This window comes from Jatrophihabitans sp. sgz311053 (genome assembly GCF_056135305.1).
In genome coordinates, this window is record NZ_JBWAXP010000003.1 from 578,870 (window position 1) to 600,076 (window position 21,207).

General features: G+C 71.4%; 20 protein-coding genes. 14 read left to right on the top strand and 6 right to left on the bottom strand.

Annotated features, from left to right (window positions below):
* The first annotated feature begins 2 nt into the window (after window positions 1-2).
* Window positions 3-884, top strand: a complete 882-nt coding sequence (locus tag AC0NZQ_RS20755; RefSeq protein WP_474531980.1) for an AAA family ATPase — start codon at window positions 3-5, stop codon at window positions 882-884.
* Entirely contained in the window at window positions 881-2,329 is a 1,449-nt protein-coding gene (locus tag AC0NZQ_RS20760) for a VWA domain-containing protein (protein ID WP_474531981.1), read from the top strand. The genes AC0NZQ_RS20755 and AC0NZQ_RS20760 overlap by 4 nt, the downstream gene beginning before the upstream one ends.
* A gap of 4 nt (window positions 2,330-2,333) precedes the next feature.
* Here AC0NZQ_RS20760 and AC0NZQ_RS20765 read toward each other — a convergent pair whose 3' ends face one another.
* Window positions 2,334-3,989, bottom strand: coding sequence for an alkaline phosphatase D family protein (locus AC0NZQ_RS20765; protein ID WP_474531983.1), 1,656 nt, complete (start codon window positions 3,987-3,989; stop codon window positions 2,334-2,336).
* Between the two features lie 107 nt (window positions 3,990-4,096).
* On the opposite strand from AC0NZQ_RS20765, the gene AC0NZQ_RS20770 reads away from it, so the two are divergent.
* The 3 genes from AC0NZQ_RS20770 to prcA all read left to right on the top strand — a co-directional run bounded on the left by AC0NZQ_RS20770 (window position 4,097) and on the right by prcA (window position 6,016).
* Window positions 4,097-4,303, top strand: a complete 207-nt coding sequence (locus tag AC0NZQ_RS20770) for a ubiquitin-like protein Pup (protein ID WP_474531985.1) — start codon at window positions 4,097-4,099, stop codon at window positions 4,301-4,303.
* Window positions 4,304-4,437: 134 nt separating this feature from the next.
* Complete coding sequence (prcB, locus tag AC0NZQ_RS20775; RefSeq protein ID WP_474532051.1) at window positions 4,438-5,247, top strand: proteasome subunit beta; 810 nt, start codon at window positions 4,438-4,440, stop codon at window positions 5,245-5,247.
* 13 nt (window positions 5,248-5,260) lie between these two features.
* The gene (gene prcA / locus AC0NZQ_RS20780; protein ID WP_474531986.1) at window positions 5,261-6,016 is read left to right on the top strand and encodes a proteasome subunit alpha; all 756 of its coding nucleotides are present in this window, start codon (window positions 5,261-5,263) and stop codon (window positions 6,014-6,016) included.
* 37 nt (window positions 6,017-6,053) lie between these two features.
* Here the strand turns inward: prcA and AC0NZQ_RS20785 are convergent, their stop codons facing one another.
* Window positions 6,054-6,581 carry a QcrA and Rieske domain-containing protein gene (locus tag AC0NZQ_RS20785; RefSeq protein ID WP_474531987.1) on the bottom strand — a complete coding sequence of 176 codons (528 nt, stop codon included), beginning with the start codon at window positions 6,579-6,581 and terminating at the stop codon, window positions 6,054-6,056.
* Window positions 6,582-6,729: 148 nt separating this feature from the next.
* On the opposite strand from AC0NZQ_RS20785, the gene AC0NZQ_RS20790 reads away from it, so the two are divergent.
* Both AC0NZQ_RS20790 and AC0NZQ_RS20795 read left to right on the top strand, forming a co-directional pair.
* Window positions 6,730-7,257: a sigma-70 family RNA polymerase sigma factor gene (locus AC0NZQ_RS20790; RefSeq protein ID WP_474532052.1), complete on the top strand. Its 528-nt coding sequence runs from the start codon at window positions 6,730-6,732 to the stop codon at window positions 7,255-7,257.
* Window positions 7,254-7,976, top strand: a complete 723-nt coding sequence (locus AC0NZQ_RS20795; RefSeq protein ID WP_474531988.1) for a zf-HC2 domain-containing protein — start codon at window positions 7,254-7,256, stop codon at window positions 7,974-7,976. Before AC0NZQ_RS20790 ends, AC0NZQ_RS20795 begins: the two co-directional genes overlap by 4 nt.
* A 6-nt stretch (window positions 7,977-7,982) precedes the next feature.
* Here AC0NZQ_RS20795 and AC0NZQ_RS20800 read toward each other — a convergent pair whose 3' ends face one another.
* The 4 genes from AC0NZQ_RS20800 to AC0NZQ_RS20815 all read right to left on the bottom strand — a co-directional run bounded on the left by AC0NZQ_RS20800 (window position 7,983) and on the right by AC0NZQ_RS20815 (window position 12,440).
* Window positions 7,983-8,591: a TetR/AcrR family transcriptional regulator gene (locus AC0NZQ_RS20800; RefSeq protein WP_474531989.1), complete on the bottom strand. Its 609-nt coding sequence runs from the start codon at window positions 8,589-8,591 to the stop codon at window positions 7,983-7,985.
* Window positions 8,588-8,761, bottom strand: a complete 174-nt coding sequence (locus AC0NZQ_RS20805; protein WP_474531990.1) for a rubredoxin — start codon at window positions 8,759-8,761, stop codon at window positions 8,588-8,590. Before AC0NZQ_RS20805 ends, AC0NZQ_RS20800 begins: the two co-directional genes overlap by 4 nt.
* 23 nt (window positions 8,762-8,784) lie before the next feature.
* A complete protein-coding gene (locus AC0NZQ_RS20810) occupies window positions 8,785-9,996 on the bottom strand; it encodes an alkane 1-monooxygenase (protein ID WP_474531991.1) in 1,212 nt (403 codons plus the stop codon).
* An 89-nt stretch (window positions 9,997-10,085) separates the two neighbouring features.
* Window positions 10,086-12,440 (bottom strand): glycoside hydrolase family 3 N-terminal domain-containing protein, encoded by a 2,355-nt coding sequence (locus tag AC0NZQ_RS20815; RefSeq protein ID WP_474531993.1) that lies wholly within the window; start codon window positions 12,438-12,440, stop codon window positions 10,086-10,088.
* Between the two features lie 158 nt (window positions 12,441-12,598).
* Here AC0NZQ_RS20815 and pafA point away from each other — a divergent pair, with 158 nt between their 5' ends.
* From pafA to AC0NZQ_RS20850, 7 genes are all read left to right on the top strand, one after another.
* Window positions 12,599-13,972 (top strand): Pup--protein ligase, encoded by a 1,374-nt coding sequence (gene pafA / locus AC0NZQ_RS20820; RefSeq protein ID WP_474531994.1) that lies wholly within the window; start codon window positions 12,599-12,601, stop codon window positions 13,970-13,972.
* A 91-nt stretch (window positions 13,973-14,063) separates the two neighbouring features.
* The gene (locus AC0NZQ_RS20825) at window positions 14,064-15,035 is read left to right on the top strand and encodes a helix-turn-helix transcriptional regulator (protein WP_474531995.1); all 972 of its coding nucleotides are present in this window, start codon (window positions 14,064-14,066) and stop codon (window positions 15,033-15,035) included.
* Window positions 15,035-15,982: a helix-turn-helix transcriptional regulator gene (locus AC0NZQ_RS20830; RefSeq protein ID WP_474531996.1), complete on the top strand. Its 948-nt coding sequence runs from the start codon at window positions 15,035-15,037 to the stop codon at window positions 15,980-15,982. The genes AC0NZQ_RS20825 and AC0NZQ_RS20830 overlap by 1 nt, the downstream gene beginning before the upstream one ends.
* A gap of 56 nt (window positions 15,983-16,038) precedes the next feature.
* Window positions 16,039-16,248 carry a hypothetical protein gene (locus AC0NZQ_RS20835; RefSeq protein WP_474531998.1) on the top strand — a complete coding sequence of 70 codons (210 nt, stop codon included), beginning with the start codon at window positions 16,039-16,041 and terminating at the stop codon, window positions 16,246-16,248.
* The gene (gene tatC / locus AC0NZQ_RS20840; protein ID WP_474531999.1) at window positions 16,248-17,231 is read left to right on the top strand and encodes a twin-arginine translocase subunit TatC; all 984 of its coding nucleotides are present in this window, start codon (window positions 16,248-16,250) and stop codon (window positions 17,229-17,231) included. Before AC0NZQ_RS20835 ends, tatC begins: the two co-directional genes overlap by 1 nt.
* 91 nt (window positions 17,232-17,322) lie before the next feature.
* Window positions 17,323-20,052: a DEAD/DEAH box helicase gene (locus AC0NZQ_RS20845; RefSeq protein ID WP_474532000.1), complete on the top strand. Its 2,730-nt coding sequence runs from the start codon at window positions 17,323-17,325 to the stop codon at window positions 20,050-20,052.
* Window positions 20,053-20,165: 113 nt separating this feature from the next.
* Window positions 20,166-21,200: a hypothetical protein gene (locus AC0NZQ_RS20850; RefSeq protein WP_474532001.1), complete on the top strand. Its 1,035-nt coding sequence runs from the start codon at window positions 20,166-20,168 to the stop codon at window positions 21,198-21,200.
* The last annotated feature ends 7 nt before the right edge of the window (window positions 21,201-21,207 follow it).

The following is a 21,207-nucleotide window of genomic DNA, read 5'->3' on the forward strand; positions in this document are numbered from 1 at the left end:
GGATGAGGGACGTGTTCAGCTCCCCGGCCGACGTGCAGTCGGCGCTCGCCGAGGTCGGCTATCTCGCCGACACCGCGACGGCGACCACCGTCTTTCTCGCCGCCCGGCTGGAACGGCCGCTGCTGGTCGAGGGGCCGGCCGGTGTCGGCAAGACCCAGCTGGCGAAGTCGATCGCGCAGGCCCACGCGGCCGAACTCATCCGGCTGCAGTGCTACGAGGGGCTCGACGAGGCGCGGGCGCTCTACGAGTGGAACTACCGCAAGCAGCTGCTGCGGATCCAATCCGAGGTGGGCCGCGACGGCGACGCCACCGCGACCTGGCGGCAGACGCACGACGACATCTTCACCGAGGAGTTCCTGCTCACCCGCCCACTGCTCTCCGCGATCCGCCGGGACGGGCCGACGGTGCTGCTCATCGACGAGGCCGACAAGACCGACATCGAGGTCGAGGCGCTGCTGCTCGAGGTGCTGTCCGAGTTCCAGGTGACGATCCCGGAGCTCGGCACCGTCACCGCGACCGCCACGCCCTTCGTGGTGGTGACCTCCAACGCGAGCCGGGAACTCTCGGAGGCCCTGAAGCGCCGCTGCCTCTACCTGTTCCTGGACTACCCGGCGGCCGAGCGGGAGCGAGACATCATCGTCTCGCAGGTTCCCGACGTCCGGGCGGAGCTGGCCGAGCAGGTGGTGCGGACCGCGGCGGCGCTGCGGTCGATGGAGCTGAAGAAGCTGCCCTCGGTGGCCGAGACCATCGACTGGGCCCGGACCCTGGTGGCGTTGGAGATCGACGACCTCGACGAGGCCGCGATCGCGCAGACCCTCGGTGTGGTGCTCAAGCACCACTCCGACCACACCCGCGCCACCAAGGAGCTGGGACTGACCTCGTGACCCCGCCGGCCGTCCCGCCTGCCGCGGCGGCGCAGACCCCGCGCACGCTGCTGGAACGGCATGTCGCCTTCGTGGCGGCGCTGCGCGCGGCCGGGGTGATCGTGTCGGTGGCCGAGAGCATCGACGCGATACGCGCGGCTACGGTGGTGGAGCTGGGCGACCGGGAGACGCTGCGCGCCGCCTTGGCCGGCACCATGGTGAAGCGGCAGCTGCACCGACCGGTCTTCGACGCCGTCTTCGACGTCTTCTACCCCGCGGTGACAGGCGCCTCGGTGCGGCCGCTCTCGGATCGTCCGCCTGCGCCGCCGCCGCCCGAGGCGGCGCCGCGCGGTCCGCTCGAGGACGCAGATCGTGACCGGATCCGGGAGGATCTCGCCGACTACCTGCGCGACGGCGACGAGCGACTGCTCGACACCGTCGCGCGGGAGGCAGTCGAGTTGTTCGGGGTCGTGCCCGGCCGTGGCCGCGGGAGCACCACTTACTCCCAGCTCGCCGTTCTGAGCCGGGTTTCGCCGGAGACGCTGATGGCCGGGCTGCTGCGGCAGGTGCTCACCGGCGGCGAGCAGGGCGGGCTGGCCGAACGGCGCGCCCGGACCATGATCACCGAGCGGACCGAGCGGTTCCGGCAACGCGTCGGAGCCGATGTCGCCCGCCGGCTCGCCGAGGACTCCGACGCGGCCCGGGTGGCGCGGACCGCGGCTCGACCCGCCGTCGACAAGGTCAACTTCCTGGGGGCCACGCGCACCGATCTCGCAGCGATGCGTCGTGAGATCCAGCCGCTGGCCCGTCGCCTCGCCGCGCGCCTCGCGCAGGACGAACGCCACGGCAACCGCGGCCAGCTGGACTTCCGGGCCACCATGCGCAGCGCGCTCTCCACCGGTGGCGTGCCGATGACCACCCGGCACCGGCCGCGCCGTCCGCTCAAGACCGATCTCGTGGTGCTCTGCGACCTCAGCGAGTCGGTGACCTCGTTCGCCCACTTCACGCTGCTGCTGGTCTACGCGCTGCGCGAGCAGTTCAGCCGGCTGCGTGCCTTCGGCTTCGTCGACGAGCTCGACGAGATCACGCGCTTCTTCCGTCCCGGCGCCGATGTCGTCGAGACGGTCACCAACCTCGCCGCGGAGGCCGACGTCACCTGGCTGTTGGGACGCACCGACTACGGCCGCGCGATCGAGCTCTTCGCCGGCCGGTTCCCCGATGCCGTGGGACCGCGGACCTCGCTGCTCGTCCTCGGCGACGCGCGCTCCAACTACGGTGGTCTCGCCCTGCCCGTTCTCGCCGACCTCGCCGGCCGGGCCAAGCACGCGCACTGGCTCAACCCGGAACGCCGCGCCGCCTGGGACACCGGGGACTCGCGGGCGTCGGACTACGGCCGCATCGTGCCGATGACCGAGTGTCGCAACCTGAGCCAGTTGGGGGAGTTCGTCGCCGATCTGGCGCGGTGAGGCGTCACCCGGCCAGCAGCTGCCGGTCGACCTGTCGCAGCTCGTCGGGATCGGTCTCCGCGGCCGATCGGCGCAGCACCGTCTCGGCCCGCCGGCCGGTCAGCTCCAATTCCGCGATCTCGCTGCCGAAGAACGGGCCGGAGAGGCGGGACCAGACGATCTCCGAGCGGGGCACGCGCAGCACGAGACCGAGCAGGAACCGGACGACCCGCTCCGTGACACGGCTCCACGAGATGCGGAACGTGACCTTCATGTACGTCGGCACGTAGTTGTGCAGCGGCGAGCAGGTCAGCTGGAAGACCCGCGACGAGACCTCCGCCGGCAGCCGCGCCTCGGCGATGTAGGCGTGATGGACATCGCCGGAGAGGATGCAGACCGTGGCCGGCGCGGGCCCGCGCTCCCCGGCGGCCACCGCGGTGATGAGCCGGCCGAGTCGCTCGAAGGATTGATGGAAGGAGGCCCAGTGCTCCAGGTCGGCGGCACGACGCAGCTTCTCCGACCAGCGAGCGACGCGGGGACCACGGGCCCCGGAGCAGAGCGCCTCGTTCCAAGCTTCGATGTCGTGCAGTGCGCGGGCCAGCAGCCACGGCAGCGACGTCCCGACGAGCAGGTGATCGTAGGCCTGCTCGCGACCGTCTACCTGCTCGGTGATCCAGGCGAACTCGTCCTCGTCGACCATCGACCGGGCGCCGTCGGCGAGGATGCGGCCGCAGCGCGAGTCGATCATCAACAGCCGAACGCGGCCGAAGTCGCGCCGATAGGACCAGCGTGCACCCTTGTGGCCGTCGGCCTCGCTGTCGGCGCGCGTCGCGAAATCGCGCAGCGCGCAGGTCGCGTCCGCCTCGTCGGAGCTGCGGATCAGCTGCAGCAGCTCGTTGTCGCGCAGCTCGGCGGGGGAGAGGTTGCCCAGGTGCTGGTAGACCCAGTAGGACGACAGCCCGCCGACGATGCGCTCCTGCCACCAGTCGGTCTGCTGCATCTCCGAACGCCACTGGTGGGACGTGTTCCAGTCGTCGCGCACGTCGTGGTCGTCGAAGATCATCGACGACGGCACCGTCGACATCAGCCAGCGCACGTCGGGATCGGTCCACGACTCCAGGTAGAGCCAGGTGTACTCCTCGAAGTCGGCGATCTCCTCGCCGGCACCGGTGCTGACGTCGCGCCGGGCCCGGATGCGCCGCTGCGTGGCCTCGGAAGTCTCGTCGGCGTACACCTGGTCGCCGAGCATGATGATCGCGTCCGGCCACTGCGGATCGGCGGCCGTCGCGAGCGCACGGGAGTACGCGGCCAGCGAGTCGGGATCGAAGTGCTTGTCGGCGAGTTTGACGGCGCCGCGGCCGTAACGGCACGACCCATAGACCAGCCGGACGGGCCGGTCGTCGGCCTCGGTCCGGATGCTGCTCGGCGGTCGGGTCGAGCGCGGGTCGGGCCAGACTTGTTCGCCGTCCAGCCGGACGTCGTAGGGCGTCGTGGTGCCCGGCTCGAGACCGTCGACGACGACGAGGGCGTAGTGATGTCCCTCGACGCTCCAGCTGCGTTCCCGGACGCTCCGCTCACCCGCGCGCACCTCCACGTCGCAGGGCTCGTCGACCTCGACCCACACCGTGGCCTCCGTCCGGCCGACGTAGCGCAGAACCGGGCCGATCAGCATGCGTGCCATGCGAGCCGGTCTACCCCGCTGTGGCGATCGACACCCCGGGGCGGCGGCAGGTGCGGTGTCCCTGTCGCGAGCTAGGGTGGCGGGACACGTCACAGAGAGGGGCTGCAATGCCCACCCACGAGAGCGGTCAGTCACGGTCCCAGCGCAAGCAGGACGACGAGGTCGAGGCCACGGTCGAGACCAACTCCGACGTCGCCGAGCGCAACGAGAAGCTCACCGAGGACGTCGACGCGATCCTCGACGAGATCGACGACGTGCTCGAGACGAACGCCGAGGACTTCGTCAGGGCTTTCGTGCAGAAGGGCGGCCAGTAAGCCAGCCCCCGCTCCGGCACGCGCATCGAGGACCCGGCCGCCCGAGAGGCGTCGCCGCCCCCGGGTAGGGTCGAGTCAAAGCCGACGCGTGAGGAGCGAGGGTGACGATCGATCGAACCGGACGTCTCGACGGGATGGGTGACGCGGGCGTGCTGCGGTACGCCACCGCGCCGGGATCGTCGTCCTTCGCCGACTTCCTCTCCGCCGCGGCGCCTGGCCTGCTCCCCGCAGCCCCGCCGCCGGGAGTTCCCGTGACGCACGCGACCACGATCGTCGCCGCCCAGTACGCCGACGGCGTCGTCATGGCCGGTGACCGGCGCGCGACGATGGGCAACCTGATCTCGCAGCGTGACATCGAGAAGGTCTACGCCGCCGACGACTACACCCTCATCGCCATCGCGGGTGTCGCCGGTCTCGGGCTGGAGATGGTGCGGCTGTACCAGGTCGAGCTCGAGCACTTCGAGAAGATCGAGGGCACCGACCTCACCCTGGACGGCAAGGCCAACCGGCTCGCCACCATGATCCGCGGCAACCTCGGCATGGCGCTGCAGGGCCTGGCCGTCGTGCCGCTCTTCGCCGGTTACGACCCCGAAGCCGCCGACCCGGCGACCGCGGGGCGGATCTTCAGCTACGACGTCACCGGTTCCTGCTCCCGCGAGCGGTACTTCCACTCCGTCGGTTCCGGTTCGCTCTTCGCCCGCGGCGCGCTGAAGAAGCTGTGGCGCGAGAACATGACCCGTGACGAGGTCGTCCGCGTGGCGGTGGAGTCCCTCTACGACGCCGCCGACGACGACTCGGCCACGGGCGGTCCGGACATCACCCGGCGCATCTACCCGGTCGTCATGACCGCCACTGCCGAGGGCACGACCCGCATCCCGGACGACGAGCTTGACGGGGTCGTCCGCCAGATCATCGCCGAGCGCGAAGCCCGTCCGGGCAGCTGAGGGGACTACACGCATGAGCATGCCGTTCTACGCTTCGGCCGAGCAGATCATGCGCGATCGCTCGGAGTTCGCGCGCAAGGGCATCGCCCGTGGCCGCGGCGCCGTCGTGCGCACCTACGCCGACGGCATCCTCTTCGTCACCGAGAACCCGAGTTCCGCGCTGCACAAGGTGAGCGAGATCTACGACCGCATCGGCTTCGCCGGCGTCGGCAAGTACAACGAGTACGAGAACCTCCGTGTCGCCGGCATCCGGCTCGCCGACCTGCGCGGCTACAGCTACGACCGCCGTGACGTCACCGCCCGCGGGCTGGCCAACGCCTACGCGCAGACCCTCGGCGCGATCTTCACCGAGCAGCAGAAGCCCTACGAGGTGGAGATCTGTGTCGCCGAGGTGGGCGAGACGCCGGCCGAGGACCAGATCTACCGCCTCACCTACGACGGCACCATCGCCGACGAGCCCGAGTTCCTGGTGATGGGCGGCAACGCCGAGACCCTCACCGCCGAGGTGAAGAAGGTCTACGTCGCAGGGGAGTCGCTGCCCGATGCGCTCGCCTCGACGGTCCGGGCGCTGACCAGCGCAGCCGACGGCAGCCGCGAGATCGGCGCCGCTCAGCTCGAGGTCGCGGTGCTGGACCGCAACCGCGGCAAGCGAAAGTTCCGCCGCTACTCCGGCGCCGCGCTCACTGCGCTGCTGCCCGAGGCGGCGCCAGCCGGCGAGCCGGAGTCCCCGGCGCCGCCGGTGGACGACGCGACGCCCCCCACCGACTGACCGGAGCTCGCTGACGCGAGCCCTCGGACCGGAGCTCTCAGACCGGGACGACCTTGCCGTCGACGATGTTCACGTCGATGCGCGGCAGCGGCGACGGTGCGGGACCGCCGGTGACGGCGCCGGTCTCGGCGTTGAAGGTGGAGCCGTGGCACGGGCAGGCCAGCGTGGTGCCGTCCGGCTTCACCGTGCAGCCCTGATGGGTGCAGACGGTGCTGAAGCAGGCGACCGCCGTCTGCGAGACCCGGGTCAGCAGCCCCTTCTTGCCACCGGGGAGGTCCACGGTCTCCGGCTGTCCCACCTTCAGATCGGCGAGGGTGGCGAGCACCGTGGACGAGGCGCCGCCGGACGAGCCGCTCGACGCGGCACCAACGGCGGTACCCGAGCCCGTGCTCGGGGCCGCGCCGGACGGTGCGGTGGCCGAGCCGGTGCCGGACTCCGCTCCCGACTCGGCACCGTTGCCGTCGCCCGAGGAACCACCCGAGCAGGCGGCGAGGACGGCGACGCCGGCGACGGTGGCACCGCCGACGAGCAGGGAACGACGGGTGACTGCGGGATCAAGGGCCATACCTGCGACAACGCAGGGAACGCCGTCCCGGTTCACCGGATCGGTTCACGTGAACCGATCGCACAGCCGACACGTATGGATGGACGTGGGCGGATCCGGCGTGGCTACGGCGTTGGCCGACCCGCGTCCGCACGAGACACTGGACGGCATGGCGGCGACGACACGGGGCGGCGACACCGACGCCAGCCTGCTCCGGGCGCTGCACGACGAGCACGCCCCGGCGCTCTGGAGCTACACGATGGGCCTGGTCAACGGTGACCGGGCGCGGGCGCAGGACATCGTGCAGGAGACGCTGCTGCGGGCCTGGCGCAACCCCACGGTGCTCAGCCGGGATGCGGGCTCGCCCCGCGGCTGGCTCTTCACCGTGGCCCGCCGCATCGTCATCGACGAGTGGCGCACCGCGCGCAGCCGCCACGAGCGGCTCACCGACGAGCTGCCCGAGCAGCCCGTCCCGGACGCCTCCGACCACACCGTCGACCGTCATGTGCTCATGACCGCGCTGCGGACGCTCTCGCCCGAGCATCGTGCTGTGCTGCACGAGTGCTACTTCCAAGGTTCCAGCGTCGCCCAGGCGGCTGCGTCGTTGGGCGTCCCACCGGGCACGATCAAGTCCCGGACGCACTACGCGCTGCGGGCGCTCCGTCTGGCCCTCGACGAGCTGGGGGAGGTGCGATGAGCGCAAGCGGACCACGCCCCGACCCGTTCCTGCACGACGACGTCGCCTACGTCCTCGACGCCCTCGAAACCGACGAGCGGCGTGCCTTCGAGGAGCACCTGCTGGACTGCCACGCCTGCCGCGACCGGGTCGCCGAGGCGCGGGGCACGCTGGCGCTGCTCGGCGACGCCGCAGCCGAACCGGGTGCCGGCCTCGACGAGGATTCCCCCGAGACGGTGCTGCCCGAGATGGTGCTGCCCGAGACGGTGCTGCCGGAGACGCTGCTTCCCGGACTGCTGCGCCGCGCCGGCCGGGAGCGCCGGCGGCGGGGCCTGCTTTTCGGTGGTGTCGCGGTGGCTGCGGCGGCCTGCGCCGCGGCGGTGCTCGTCGCGGTCTGGCCGGGCTCGGACACCACGGGCGGGACGGCCCCCGAGGCGGGGACGGCGCGCGCCTTCACCCCGGTGCGATCGGTGCCGGTCTCGGCCTCGGCCACCCTGGTCGCACGGCGCTGGGGCACCGAGATCAGGCTGCAGTGCCGCTACACCGAGAGCCTGAAGCGCGGCACCGCCTACAAGCTGGTCGTCATCGACCGGGACCACCAGCGCTTCGACGCCGGCGGCTGGACCCTCGGCGAGGAGCCCACCGAGTTCACCGGCGGTACCGAGGTGCCGCGGGCCGACATCTCGGCCGTCCAGATCACGCTCGCCGACGGCAGCCCCGTCCTGCAGCTGAACCCCTGAGCCGGTTCAGCCGTCCCGGCCGAGGATCTGGTCGACGAACGGGGCGAGCATGCGTCCCACCCCCGAGGCGACCACGCCGGGGTCGGCGTCGGCGTCCGGGTCCGGGACCAGCGCGTGACTGATCGCAAGCCTGACCAGCGAGGTCGCCACCAACCGGGCGTCGGCCTCACCCACCTGCGGCCAGATCTCCACGATGAGGGTGGCGACGCGTTCGGAGGCCAGCTGCTGCCCGATGCTGGTCAGCAGCCGGTGCAGTGAGTCGGTCTCGGCGTCGGCGACCACGATCTGGACGATGGGTTCGTCCGAGGCGAGCTTCAGGAAGAGCTCGAAGGCGCTGCGCAGCGCCAGGTGCGCGTCGTCGTCGTGAAGCCGGACGGCCTTGCCGACCTCGTCCATGATCACGTCGATCTCGTGGGCGACGTAGGCCTCGACCAGCGCCGGCCGTGAGCCGAACTCGTTGTAGAGCGTCTGCCGGCTGACGCCGGCCGCCTTGGCGACGTCGGCCATGGTGGTGGCGGCCCAGCCGCGGGTGCGGGTCAGCTCGTCCACGGCGCCGACGATCGTCTCGCGCAGCAGCGCACGGGCCGCCGTGGCGTACGGCTGCCGGGCGCTCACGCCGGGGCCGCGGCCGGGACGAAGTCGACCTTCTCCCGGACTCCGCAGTCAGGGCAGGTCCAGTCGTCGGGGACGTCGTCCCACGCCGTGCCCGCCGGGAATCCCTCACGGGGCTCGCCGCGGGACTCGTCGTAGACGTAGCCGCAGACCTCACACGTGTAGCTGGCCATGGGTCCAGAGTGCCATTCGGCGGTTACGCCGCGAGCGAGGACGGTGCCGCGCCCGCCCCGTACTTCGCCAGGATCTCGTCGCGCTTGGGCGGGTGGATGTTGGCCAGCGTGATGTCGCCGCCGTAGTGGGCCAGCACCCGCTTGTCCATGACGCGGCGCCACAGCGGCGGGACGTAGGCGAGCAGGATCATCGCCGCGTAGCCCGCCGGCAGCTGCGGCGACTCGTCGAAGTGGCGCAGCGACTGGTAGCGCCGGGTCGGGTTGGCGTGATGGTCGCTGTGTCGCTGCAAGTGGTACAGGAACAGGTTCGTCGTCAGGTGGTTGGAGTTCCAGCTGTGCCGCGGGGTGACCCGTTCGGGACGGCCGCGCTCGGTGGTCTGCCGCAGCAGGCCGTAGTGCTCCAGGTAGTTGACCGCCTCGAGCAGGCTGAAGGCCAGCACCGCCTGCCCGAGCAGGTAGGGCAGGACGCCGATGCCGAAGAGCGCGATCGTCACGCCCCACAGCACGACCGTCATCGCCCAGGCGTTGAGGACGTCGTTGCGCAGCGTCCAGGTCCGCTTGCCCATGCGGCGCAGCCGCACCTTCTCTAACCGCCAGCCGTTGACGACGCTGCCGGCGACAGTGCGCGGCCAGAACCCCCAGAACGACTCGCCGAGACGGCTGGAGGCGGGGTCGTCGGCGGTGGCGACCCGGACGTGGTGGCCGCGGTTGTGCTCGATGAAGAAGTGGCCGTAGCCGCAGGGCGCGAGCGCGATGCGGGCGAACCAGCGCTCCAGGTGCTCGCGCTTGTGGCCGAGCTCGTGGGCGGTGTTGATGGCGACGCCGTTGAGCATTCCGAGCGAGACCATGATGCCGATCTTGTCGATCACCGGCAGCCCGCCGTGGCGCGTCATCAGCCAGAAAGCGGCGAAGAAGGCGACGAACTGGCACGGCAGGAAGAGGTACGTCACCCAGCGGTAGTACCTGTCCTGCTCCAGCCAGGCCAGTGCCTCCTCGGGGGCGTTGGTGGGGTCGTCGCCGATGGCGAGATCCAGCAGTGGGATGAGGACGTACAACACGATCGCGCCGGTCCACCAGAAGACGCTCAGACCGGTGAGGTTCACCAGGCCCCAGCCCAGGAACAGCCACAGCGGCACCACGGTGCCGAGCAGCCACAGGTAGCGCTTGCCGTCGCGCCAGTCCGGTCGTGCCACCGACACCTGGTCAAGACTTCCGGAGAGAGATCCCTCGCGCACCGCAACCTCCGTTGGTTGACATCGACGTTCGATGCATCCAGACGTTAGACACGAGGCATCAGTTTGTAAAGCGATGCGCGAGGGCTCGATCAGACGACCTTGATCTCGTCGGTGAGCGGCGTGTCGTCCGAGCTGGTGCCGACGTGGATCTCGATCGTCCCGGTCTCGACGACGAAGCGGGCGTCGGCGTCGTAGAACCCGACATCGCTCGGGGTCAGCGTGAACCGGACCGTCCGCGACTCGCCCGGCTGCAGCGTCACCCGCTCGAAGCCGCGGAGCCGCCGTACCGGCTGCACGATCGAGGCGACCGGGTCGCGGAGGTAGAGCTGGACGACCTCGTCGCCGGCTCGCGAGCCGGTGTTGCGCACGGTGGCGCTGACGGTGATCTTCCCGTCCCGCCGGGACAGCCGGTGGGAGCTGAGTCGCAGCCCCGAGACCGCGAAGGTCGTGTACGACAGCCCGAAGCCGAACTCCAGCTGGGGTCCGCTCGGCAGGTCCAGGTACTTGGAGGTGTACTTGTTGTCCGGATCGGCGGGGCGTCCGGTGTTCTCGTGGTTGTAGTAGATCGGCACCTGACCCACCGCGCGAGGGAACGACACCGGCAGCTTGCCGCCGGGGTTGACCGCCCCGGTGAGGACGTCGGCGATGGCATTGCCGCCCTGCGAGCCCGGTGCCCAGGCCTCGAGGACGGCCGGGGCCACGGCCAGCACATCGCCGATGGTGAGCGGTCGGCCGTTGATCAGCACCACGGCCGTCTTCGGCGCCACCGCCGCCACCGCGGCGACCAGCTGCGACTGCACGCCGGGCAGGCCGATGTCGCTGCGGGCGGCGGCCTCGCCGCTCATCTCCGCGGTCTCGCCGACGGCGAGGACGACCGCATCGGCGGCCCTGGCGGCGGCGACAGCGGCGGCGAGGCCGGAGGTGTCGTCCCCGGTGACGTCGCAGCCCTTGGTGTAGCTGACCGTCTTGCCGGCCGCCTGCAGCCCCTGCTCGATCGTCACCGGGGGCGTCACGGGGCCGAGCCCGGCCCAGGTGCCGTTGAGGTCCGTCGTCGCCCGCCCCAGCGGGCCTATGAGGGCGATGCGCTTCACCGAGGCTCCGAAGGGCAGGGTGTCGTCGGCGTTGCGCAGCAGCACCATCGAGCGGCTGGCAGCCGTGCGAGCGGCCCTGGCGTGCGCACCGCTGATGGTGGTGACGGCCCGCTTCGGGTCCGTGTACGGCCGCTCGAAGAGGCCCAGCCGGAGCTTGATCCGCAGCAGCCGGCGGACCGCGTCGTCGAGCTGGCGCTGCGTCACCCGGCCGGCGGCGAGCAGCGCCTTGCCGTAGTCGACGTAGTTGGTGGAGACCATCTCCATGTCCACCCCGGCCGTCAGTCCGGCCGCCGCGGCGTCGGCCCCGCCGCCGGCGAGACCGTGGTTGATGAGTTCCTGGATGCCGGTGTAGTCGCTGACCACGAAGCCGTCGAAGTCGTAGCGATCCTTGAGCACCTCGCGCAGGGCGTAGGCGTTGCCGTGGGCCGGTACGCCGGAGATGGTGTTGAAGGACGCCATCGCGGTCGCCACGCCGGCGCGTACCGAGGCCAGGAACGGCGGCAGGTACAGGTTGTGCAGCCGCTGCCGCGAGACGTCGACGGTGTTGTAGTCCCGGCCGCCCTCGGTGCCGCCGTAGGCGACGTAGTGCTTCATGCAGGCCGCGAGCCGATCCGGGGCGCTGTAGTCGTCCCCCTGGTAGCCCTCGACCTTCGCCACCGCGAACTGTGCGGTGAGATACGGATCCTCGCCGTTGCCCTCGGCGATGCGCCCCCAGCGCGGCTCGTGGGTCACGTCCATCATCGGCGCGTAGGTCCAGTGCTGGCCGGAGGCGCGGGCCTCGGCGGCGGAGATGCGCGCATCGGTGCGCGCCACCTCGGGGTCCCAGCTGCTGGCGGTGCCGAGGGGGATGGGGAAGTTGGTGACATAGCCGTGGATGACGTCCAGCCCGAAGATCAAGGGGATGCCGAGCCGGGTCTTGGTGACCGCCTGGTGCTGCAGTTCGTCCAGCACCGCGGAGTCGGTCACGCTGAAGAGGCCGCCGACAGGTCCGGCGCCCGCGAGCCCGGTCCTGGCCAGTTCCGCGGTGTTGACCAGCTGCAGCTGGCCGAGCTTCTCGGCGAGTGTCATGCGACGAAGCAGCGCGTCGATCCGCCGCTCGCCGGCCCGGTCCAGACGGCCGTGGCCGGGCGTGCGCTCGTCGGCCGGCAGCGGCGGGTCGAGCCGGCTGCGGCCGCCGGATCCCGACGGCGGCTCTGGCCGGGTGGGTGGCGCCGCCTGTGCTGACCCGACCAGGGCCGGCAGTCCCACGGCGGCGGCGGCGCCGAGAGCCGAGGCTCCGGCGGCGGCGCCGAGGAGATGACGGCGGGGAACCTGGCCGGTGGCGGGGGAGGGACGGTCGGGGGTGCTCGTCATGGTGCCGCTCCTTTGCGGGCTGGGTGCAGCGGATGTCCGGTCACCCTCACCCGGGCCGCGCAAAAGTGTCCAGAACGAACAAATCCGCCCTCACGGACGGTTCACGCCGGCTCGGCGAAGTACCGGCGCGGAGCCCGCGACGCGGATAGGCTGGGTTCGTGCAGCGGCGGATCATGGGCATCGAGAACGAGTACGGCGTGACCTGCACGTTCCACGGTCAGCGCCGACTCTCCCCGGACGAGGTGGCGCGTTACCTGTTCCGGCGGGTGGTGTCCTGGGGGCGCTCGTCCAACGTCTTCCTCAAGAACGGCTCACGGCTGTACCTGGACGTCGGCAGCCACCCCGAGTACGCCACCGCGGAGTGCGACTCGCTGAGCAGCCTCGTCGCGCACGACAAGGCCGGCGAGCGGATCCTGGAGGGGCTGGTCGTCGACGCCGAGAAGCGGCTGCACGACGAGGGCATCGCCGGCGACATCTACCTCTTTAAGAACAACACCGACTCCGCCGGCAACAGTTACGGCTGCCACGAGAACTACCTGGTCGGCCGCCACGGCGAGTTCAGTCGGCTGGCCGACGTGCTGATCCCCTTCCTGGTGACGCGACAGCTGATCTGCGGGGCCGGAAAGGTGCTGCAGACACCGCGGGGCGCGGTCTTCTGCGTCAGCCAGCGCGCCGAGCACATCTGGGAGGGCGTCTCGTCGGCGACGACCCGCAGCCGGCCGATCATCAACACCCGCGACGAGCCGCACGCCGACGCCGAGCGCTACCGCCGGCTGCACGTGATCGTCGGCGACTCGAACATGAACGAGTCGACGACCTTCCTCAAGGTCGGCTCCGCCGATCTGGTGCTGCGGATGATCGAGCACGGGGTGCAGTTCCCGGACCTGATGCTGGAGAACCCGATCCGGGCGATCCGCGAGATCAGCCACGACCTCACCGGCACCCGTCCGGTCCGGCTCGCCGCCGGACGCGGCGCCTCGGCGCTGCAGATCCAGCGCGAGTACTACTCGCGTGCTGTCGACTTCGTCGCGCGGCACGGTGACGCCGACGCCGCCGGCGACGAGTCGTCCAAGCGGGTGCTGGAACTCTGGGGCCGGACCTTGGACGCCATCGAGTCGCAGAATCTCTCGCTCATCGACCGCGAGATCGACTGGGCGACGAAGTACCAGCTCATCGAGCGCTACCGGGCCAAGCACGACCTGCCGCTGAGCTCGCCCCGCGTCGCGCAGCTGGATCTGGCCTACCACGACATCTCCCGCACCCGCGGTCTCTACTACCTGCTGCAGAACAAGGGTGCAGTCGAGCGGGTCGTCTCCGACCTGTCGATCTTCGAGGCGAAGTCGGTGCCGCCGCAGACCACCCGCGCCAAGCTGCGCGGCGACTTCATCAAGCGTGCTCAGGAGCGGCGCCGGGACTTCACCGTGGACTGGGTGCACCTCAAGCTGAACGACCAGGCGCAGCGGACCGTCCTCTGCAAGGACCCGTTCCGCAGCGTGGACGAGCGCGTGGAGAAGCTCATCGCCTCGATGTGACGACGGGATCGACGCGTCCGGCAGAATTGCCGGTATGGCAGCGGGGGTGTCGCGACGGCGGCGAGCAACCGCAGGCCTTAGTTTCGAGGACATGGCAGCTCGCCGTGCGGAACGACTCGTCAACCTGGTGATCTGCCTGCTCGCCACCCGCCAGTTCCTCGGCGCCGAGCGCATCAGGCACGCCGTCCCCGGCTACGAGTCCGCCGACGGCTCGAAGGCGACCGACGAGGCCTTCAAGCGCATGTTCGAGCGGGACAAGGCCGAGCTGCGCGAGCTCGGCATCCCGCTCGAGACCGGCCGTAACTCCGGTTTCGACACCGAGGACGGCTATCGCATCCGTCGCGGTGACTACGAGCTGCCCGAGATCGAGTTCGACGCGGACGAGGCCGCCGCCGTCGGTCTGGCCGCCCGGCTCTGGCAGTCGGCGACGCTGGGGGAGCCGGCGCGGCAGGCGCTGATCAAGCTTCGCGCCGCCGGCACCGACGTCAGCGAGGCTGACACCCCCGGTGCGGTCCCGCAGCTGGACGCCAGCGATCCGAGTCTGCCGCCGCTGCTCGAGGCGTCGCGCACCGCGACCGTCGTCCGCTTCGAGTACCAGAAGCCGGCCGACCACGAGCCGGTGCAGCGCACCCTGGAACCGTGGGGGGTGCTGTCGTGGCGGCGACGGTGGTACGTGGCCGGCTTCGACCGCGACCGTGGCGAGCCCCGCAGCTTCCGGCTCTCCCGGATCGTCGGGAAGGTCCGGACCGTCGGTGCCGGTGACGCCTTCGTCCGGCCGGAGCAGGTCGACCTCCTCGGCCTCGTCGCCGGCCGCTCCCCGGAGGACACCCGCACCGCCCGGGTTCGGGTCGCCGGGCCGGGAGCCGGCCAGCTGCGCCGGATCGCCGACGATGCCGTGGAGCGAGGTCCCGACGGCGCCGAGGTGCTCATGATCAGCTTCACCGAGGTCAGCTGGCTCGCCCGCGTCCTCGCCGCGGCCGGGTCGAGCGCCCGGGTCCTCGAACCGCCGGAGCTCGTCGAGGCCGTCGTGAGCCGGTTGCGCGCGGCGGCGGGGGTGCGGTGATGGCGGCGACGAGCAACGAGGAGCGGCTGCCCCGGCTGCTGGCCCTGGTCCCGTACCTGCAGGCGCGGCCGGGCATCAGCGTCGAGCAGGCCGCCGCCGACTTCGGCGTGGACGACAAGCAGCTGCGCAAGGACCTCACGCTGCTGTGGATGTGCGGCCTGCCCGGTCACGGCCCCGGCGAGCTGATCGACCTCTCCTTCGAGGGCGAGTCGGTGTCGGTGATCTTCGACGCCGGCATGTCCCGTCCGCTGCGGCTGACGACGGAGGAGGCGCTGGCCCTGGTCGTCGCGCTGCGGACGCTGGCCGAGACCCCCGGCCTGGCCGACACCGACGCGGTGCAGCGTGCGCTGGCCAAGGTCGAGTCCGCGGCCGGCGGTGCGGTGCCGGACGAGACCGTCGCCGTCGAACTCGACGAGGACGAGCGCTTCGTCCCGCTGTTGCAGCGCGCGGTCGCCAGCGGCCGGGCGCTGTGGCTGCGGTACTACAGCGCCACCCGCGACGAGACCAGCGAGCGTGTCGTCGACCCGGTCCGGGTCATCACCGCCGACGGCCACACCTACCTCGACGCCTGGTGCCGGCAGGCGGAGGGGATGCGGATGTTCCGCGCCGACCGCATCGACGACGCGCGGCTGCTGGACGAGCCGGCGCAGGTGCCCGACGACATCGAGCTGCGCGACCTCGCCGAGGGCGTCTTCCAGCCGGCGTCGGAGCATCTGCTGGTGGACCTGCGCCTCGGCCCGGCCTATGCATGGGTCGGCGACTACTACCCGACCGAGTCGGTCACCGAGGACGGTGAGTCGCTGGTGGTGGCGCTGCGGGTGGCCGACCCGGCGTGGGTCCGCGCCCTCGTGCTGGGCTCGGCCGGACAGGTGGAGGTGCTCGAGCCGCGCTGGCTGGCCGACGACGTCCGCGACAACGCCGCCCGCGCGCTGGCCGCGTACACCTGAGCGGCGAGCCGAGCCGCCACCGGAGATCGTCATCGGCGCGAAGTACAGTGCTGCCCATGGGCTGGATCCCGATCGTCGCCTGGGCCGCTGCCGCCGTCGTGGCGTTCGTCGTCCTGGGCTACTGCGCCTACGAGGTCAGCTGGAAGGCCAAGCGCCTGCAGCGTGACCTGGCCGAGCTGACGGCGCTCAACGGGGACCTGGCTGCCCTGCACGAGCAGCTCGCCGAGGTCCAGACCCGGCTCGCCGCGGCCGCGCCGAGTCGGTGATGGCCCGGTCCACGGCGTCGCGCGGCGGCAAGGATGCCGCGACCACCCGGCGCAAGAAGGTGAAGAAACCCCGGCCGCCCAAGACACCCGACGGCCGCATGTCGGTCATGGACCACCTGCGCGAGCTGCGCCGCCGCATCGTCGCGATCCTCGTCATCGTCGCCGTCGGCGGCGTCGTCGGCTGGTTCCTGTACCCGACGGTGCTGGACATCCTCAAGGACCCGTACTGCGGGGTGCCGAAGCAGTATCGGTACACCAACAGCGACGGCCAGTGCACCCTCATCTACCTCGGCGCGCTCGACGGTCTCACCACCCGCTTGAAGGTTTCGGTCATCACCGGTGCGGTGCTCACCGGCCCGCTGTGGCTGTACCAGATCTGGGCCTTCGTCACGCCGGGCCTGCGCAAGAACGAGCGGAAGTACACGCTGTGGTTCATCGCGCTGTCGACGCTCCTCTTTGCCGCCGGCATGTCGCTGGCCTACATCGTCCTCGGCAAGGGGCTGAAGCTGCTGCTCGAGGCCGCCGGCGACGGGACGGCGGCGCAGCTGACGGTCACCGACTACATCGGCTTCGTGACGCTGATGCTGGTCATGTTCGGCGCCGCCTTCGAGCTGCCGCTGATCCTGGTCATGGCCAACTTCGCCGGTGCCCTGCCGGCGAAGCTGCTGAAGAAGTCGCAGCGACCCGCGATCTTCCTGATCTTCCTCTTCGCCGGCGTGGCGACCCCGACGCCCGACCCGTTCACGATGTGCGCGATGGCGATCCCGATGGTGATCCTCTTCGAGATCGCCGTACTCGTCGCGCACGTCCACGACAAGCGCAAGGCCGAGCGCAAGGCCCTGGAGGCGGCCGAGCGCGCCGCCGAGCACCCCGACGACGACGTCCCCTCCGTCATCGACCCGTTCCCGGCCGCCCTGGACCGGGCACCGGAGGGTCGCGCCGCGCCGGGCGCCCGCCGGGACGCCTGGTCCGACATCACCTGACCCGCCACGCGCCCGCGGGGGAGGGACGGGTCGGAGCCGGTTCCGGCGTGGCCCGGCCGGCCGATGCCCACCCCATGCCTACGCTGGAGTCATGGCATCGCCGAGCGAGCGGTACGCCGCGTCTCGGCGTCGGCGCAGCCGTCCCGTGCTCGCGGACTTCCGGATGGGGTATCCCTTCGAGCTCGACCCGTTCCAGGCCGAGTCGTGCGAGGCGCTGGAGGACGGCCACTCGGTGCTGGTCTGCGCCCCCACCGGCGCGGGTAAGACGATCGTCGGTGAGTTCGCGGTTCACCTGGCCCTCGCCGCCGGGCAGAAGTGCTTTTACACCGCCCCGATCAAGGCGCTCTCCAACCAGAAGTACCACGACCTCGTCGACCGGTACGGCCAGTCGCAGGTCGGGCTGCTGACCGGCGACAACGCGATCAACGCCGGCGCTCCCGTGGTCGTCATGACCACCGAGGTCCTGCGCAACATGCTCTACGTCGGCAGCGACGCCCTCGCCGGCCTCGGCTACGTCGTGATGGACGAGGTCCACTATCTGGGGGATCGCTTCCGCGGCGCGGTGTGGGAGGAGGTGATCATCCACCTCCCGGCGGCGGTGCGGCTGGTGTCGCTGTCGGCCACGGTCTCCAACGCCGAGGAGTTCGGCGAGTGGCTCGTCACGGTCCGCGGCGAGACGAGGGTGATCGTCCACGAGGAGCGTCCCGTCCCGCTGTGGCAGCACGTGCTGGTGGGACCGCGGATGTTCGACCTCTTCGGCGGCGACGGCACGACGCTAGACCCTGGCCTGCTGCGCCATGTCGCCGACCGCACCCGTTACCTGGACCCGCTGCCGAACCGGGGTCGGCCCGGGCGCGGCGGACACCGGCCGCGTGGCTGGCACCCGCCGGACCGGCCGTCGGTGATCGCGCGGCTCGACCGCGAGGGGCTGCTGCCGGCGATCACGTTCATCTTCAGCCGCGCCGGCTGCGACGCCGCCGCCAAACAGTGCGTCGCCGCCGGGATGTGGCTGACGAACGAGGCCGAGCGCCACGAGATCGACGAGGTCGTCGACCAGCTCACCGACTCGGTACCGCCGGAGGATCTCGACGTCCTCGGGTTCTGGGAGTGGCGCGACGCGCTGCGCCGCGGTGTCGCGGCCCACCATGCCGGGCTCATCCCGGCGTTCAAGGCCACCGTCGAGGAGCTCTTCGTCCGGGGCCTGGTGCGGGCGGTCTTCGCGACCGAGACCCTGGCGCTGGGCATCAACATGCCCGCGCGCACCGTCGTGCTGGAGCGGCTGAACAAGTACAACGGCGAGACGCACGCCGACATCACGCCGGGGGAGTACACCCAGCTCACCGGACGGGCCGGACGCCGCGGCATCGACATCGAGGGTCACGCCGTCGTGCTGTGGTCGCCCGAGGTCGACCCGCAGCGGGTTGCCGGTCTTGCCTCGAACCGCACCTATCCGCTGCGCTCGTCGTTCCGTCCGTCCTACAACATGGCCGTCAACCTCGTCGACCAGATGGGACGCTCCGAGGCGCGAGGGTTGCTGGAGGCCTCCTTCGCCCAGTTCCAAGCCGACCGCGGCGTCGCCGGACTCGTCGCGCAGATCCGCCGCAACGACGAGACCGCCCGCGACTACGCCCGGCAGATGCAGTGCCATCTCGGTGACTTCGCCGAGTACGCCGAGCTGCGGCGTGCGCTGTCGGACCGCGAGGCGCTGCTCGCGCGCGAGGGCGCCGCGCAGCGTCGGGGTGCCGTCGCGGCCTCGCTCGAGACGCTGCGGCGCGGCGACGTGATCCGAGTACCGCGCGGCAAGCGCTCGGGGCTCGCGGTGGTCCTGGACCCCGGCGTGCAGCCGCGGGACGACCCCCGACCCCTGGTGGTCACCGAGGCGCGCTGGTCGGGACGGCTCTCGCTGGTCGACTTCCCCGAGGCCGTGGACGTCCTCGGCTCGGTGCGGGTGCCCAAGCACGTGAACCCCCGTTCGCCGCGGGAGCGCCAGGATCTCGCCTCCAGCATCCGGGCGCTGGACATCCCGCCGCCGGAGGGTCGCCGGCCGCGACGGGGCGGTTCCAGTACCGACGAGGACGCCGAGGTGCTGCGGCTGCGGCGCGCGCTGCGGGCCCACCCCTGTCACCAGTGCACCGATCGCGAGCAGCATGCCCGGTGGGGCGAGCGCTACAGCCGTCTCGTCCGGGACAACGAAGGGCTGCGGCAGCGTATCGAGGGCCGGACCGGGTCGCTGGGACGCAGCTTCGACCGCATCGCCGAGCTCCTCACCGAGCGCGGCTACCTCGTCGGCGAGAACGCCACGCCGGCCGGGCGGCAGCTTGCGCGGATCTGGTCGGAGTCCGACCTGCTCGCCGCCGAGTGCCTGCGCCACGGCGCCTGGCGGGGTCTGGACGCCGCGGAGTTCGCCGCCGTCGTCTCGACCCTGGTCTACGAACCGCGGCGCGACGAGCTGCTCGTCGACAAGCTGCCGACCCCGGCGATCCGCGATGCCCTCGCGGCCACCGAACGACTCTGGGGCGAGCTGGCCGACGATGAGGGGTCACGGCAGCTTCCGGCCAGCCGCCGCCCGGAGCAGGGCTTCGTCTGGGCGGTGTACCGCTGGGCCCGGCACGAGCGGCTGGAGAAGGTGCTGGAGGCCGCCTCGCAGCGCGGCAACGAGCTGTCGGCGGGGGACTTCATCCGCTGGTGCAAGCAGCTTCTCGACCTGCTCGACCAGCTCGCCTCCGCCCCGGCGTCCGGCGGTAGCGGGGTGGCGACCACGGCGCGGCAGGCCGCCGCCGCGGTCCGGCACGGTGTGGTGGCCCAGAGCATGCAGCCTTGACCCCGATCCGGGAGCGCCGGTCCCGCTCAGCGGGATCAGCACTCCCGAATCCGCCAGACGGGTGGAAGCGATAGCGTGGTCCGGCAGCGACGACACGTGAGGTGCAGGCGACGATGAGTGAGCAGAGCGGTGGACGCCACGACGGCGACGCCACCTGGAGCAGCCCCGGCTCGGCAGACATCAACCGGCCCGGTGACGCGGCCCGGAGCGACGACCGCCCCTCCCCGCAGCCAGGTCCCGACGCGGCCCCTGGCGTAGCCTCCGGCAACCCGCAGCAGCAGGACGCGCATCAGCCCACGTCGGCCTACGAGCCGCCCGCGGGTGGGGGCGGCCAGAGCTACGGCGCGCAGACCTCGCAGTCCACGCAGACCTTCGGCACCCCCGGCCACGGGCAGCAGGACGCCCCGTACGGCAGCGGTTCCGCTGGCAACCAGTACGGCGACAGCCAGTACGGCGGGTACCAGGGGAGCAACCACTACGGGGGCGGTCAGTACGGCCAGTACGGCAGCTCGCAGCCGGGTGCCGACCCGTACGCCAGCGGCCAGCCGAGCGCCGGACAGTACGGCAGCGGCCAGTACGGCGGACAGCAGTACGGCGGCAATCAGTACGGCGGCGGAGAGCAGTACGGCAGTGGCCAATACGGCAGTGGTCAATACGGCAGCGGTCAGTACGGCTCTGGCCAGCCGGGCGGCGACCAGTACGGCGGCGGACAGCAGTACGGCAGTGGCCAGTACGGGGGTGGCCAGTACGGGGGCAGTCAGTACGGCGCAGCCCAGTACGGGCAGGGCCAGTACGGGCAGGGCCAGTACGGGCAGGGCCAGTACGGCTCCCCCTACGCCGCTCCGGCGCCGGCCAAGTCGCGCAAGGGGCTCTGGATCTCGCTCGGCGCGGCCGTGGTCGTCATCGCGGCGGCCGTGGTGGTGGCGGTACTGCTCATCGGCCGGGACAAGAGCCTGTCGCACACCGCCGTCGAGGACACCATCGCCCGGCAGACCGGCTCGGAGGACGTCTCCTGCAACGGCGGCAAGGACTTCGAGATGACGCGCGACGACGCCACGTTCCAGTGCACGGCAGGCGGCGGCAAGAAGTTCACCGTCACCATCCAGAACAAGGACAACGGCGAGTACACCTACGAGGGCACGGGCTGAGCAGTCG